At 46.4% G+C, this 990-nt stretch carries 1 protein-coding gene; it reads left to right on the top strand.

Annotation, left to right across the window (positions count from 1 at the left end):
* A partial coding sequence (locus CXF64_RS00010) for an IS4 family transposase (RefSeq protein WP_101215986.1) occupies positions 1-990 on the top strand: 990 nt, incomplete at both ends.

Genomic DNA, 990 nt, shown 5'->3' on the forward strand with positions numbered 1-990 from the left:
CTGTTTGCGCCAGACACAAAGCAAGTTGTGGGATTAATTGAACAGTCTCGCTGGAGTCGTGATATCAACACGATTGGAAAAAGAGAAAAACACGCGACGACTTCTTACGAAGAAAAAGAAAGTTACAAGTGGGAGTCAGCGTCACGAGCGATGGCAGAGCGGCTGCAAGGACAAATGGCGAACGTGATATCGGTGTGTGACCGCGAAGCGGACATCTACGAATACTTGCAGTATAAACTGACCGAGCAGCAACGATTCGTCGTACGCTCGATGCAAAGTCGTCATATTGAAGAAGGTGAGGATAAGCTCTATGCGTTTGCAAGCGAGCTGATGAGTGCAGGCACCAAACACATCCACATTGCACAAAAAGGAGGAAGAAAAGCCCGAAGCGCAACACTGGATATCACCTATGCGCCAGTGACACTCAAAGCGCCTTACAATAAGAAAGGACGCTCCCTCCCAGTTTACTATGTCGGCTGTGCAGAGAGAGGAAACGCTGAGAACGGCTTAAGCTGGCACCTATTAACCAGTGAACCAGTCACCAGCAAAGAAGACGCCTTAGCTATCATCACCTACTATGAGCACCGTTGGCTTGTAGAGGAATACCATAAAGTCTGGAAAAGTGATGGCACGGATATCGAAAGTTTACGCCTTCAAAGCCAAGATAACATGGAAAGATTGGTGACGATTAATGGCTTTATTGCGACGCGAATATTGCAACTAAAGTTCACCAATGAGCAGCCTGATTCTCCAAGTTGTGAACAACTGTTATCTCCCAAAGCATGGAAGTTATTGTGGTTAAAGAGAATAAAAACACCATTGCCTGAAACTGCTCCAAATATGTCATGGGCGTATCAGGAACTGGCAAAGTTAGGAGGCTGGAAAGATACCAAGCGCACAGGGCGTGCATCTGTGAAAGTGTTATGGCAAGGATGGCTTAAGTTACAAGCCATCCTGGAAGGCTACGATTTAGCAAAATCTCTTGAGTCA

It is taken from the genome of Pseudoalteromonas sp. GutCa3, from assembly GCF_002836155.1.
Lineage (GTDB): Bacteria > Pseudomonadota > Gammaproteobacteria > Enterobacterales > Alteromonadaceae > Pseudoalteromonas > Pseudoalteromonas arctica.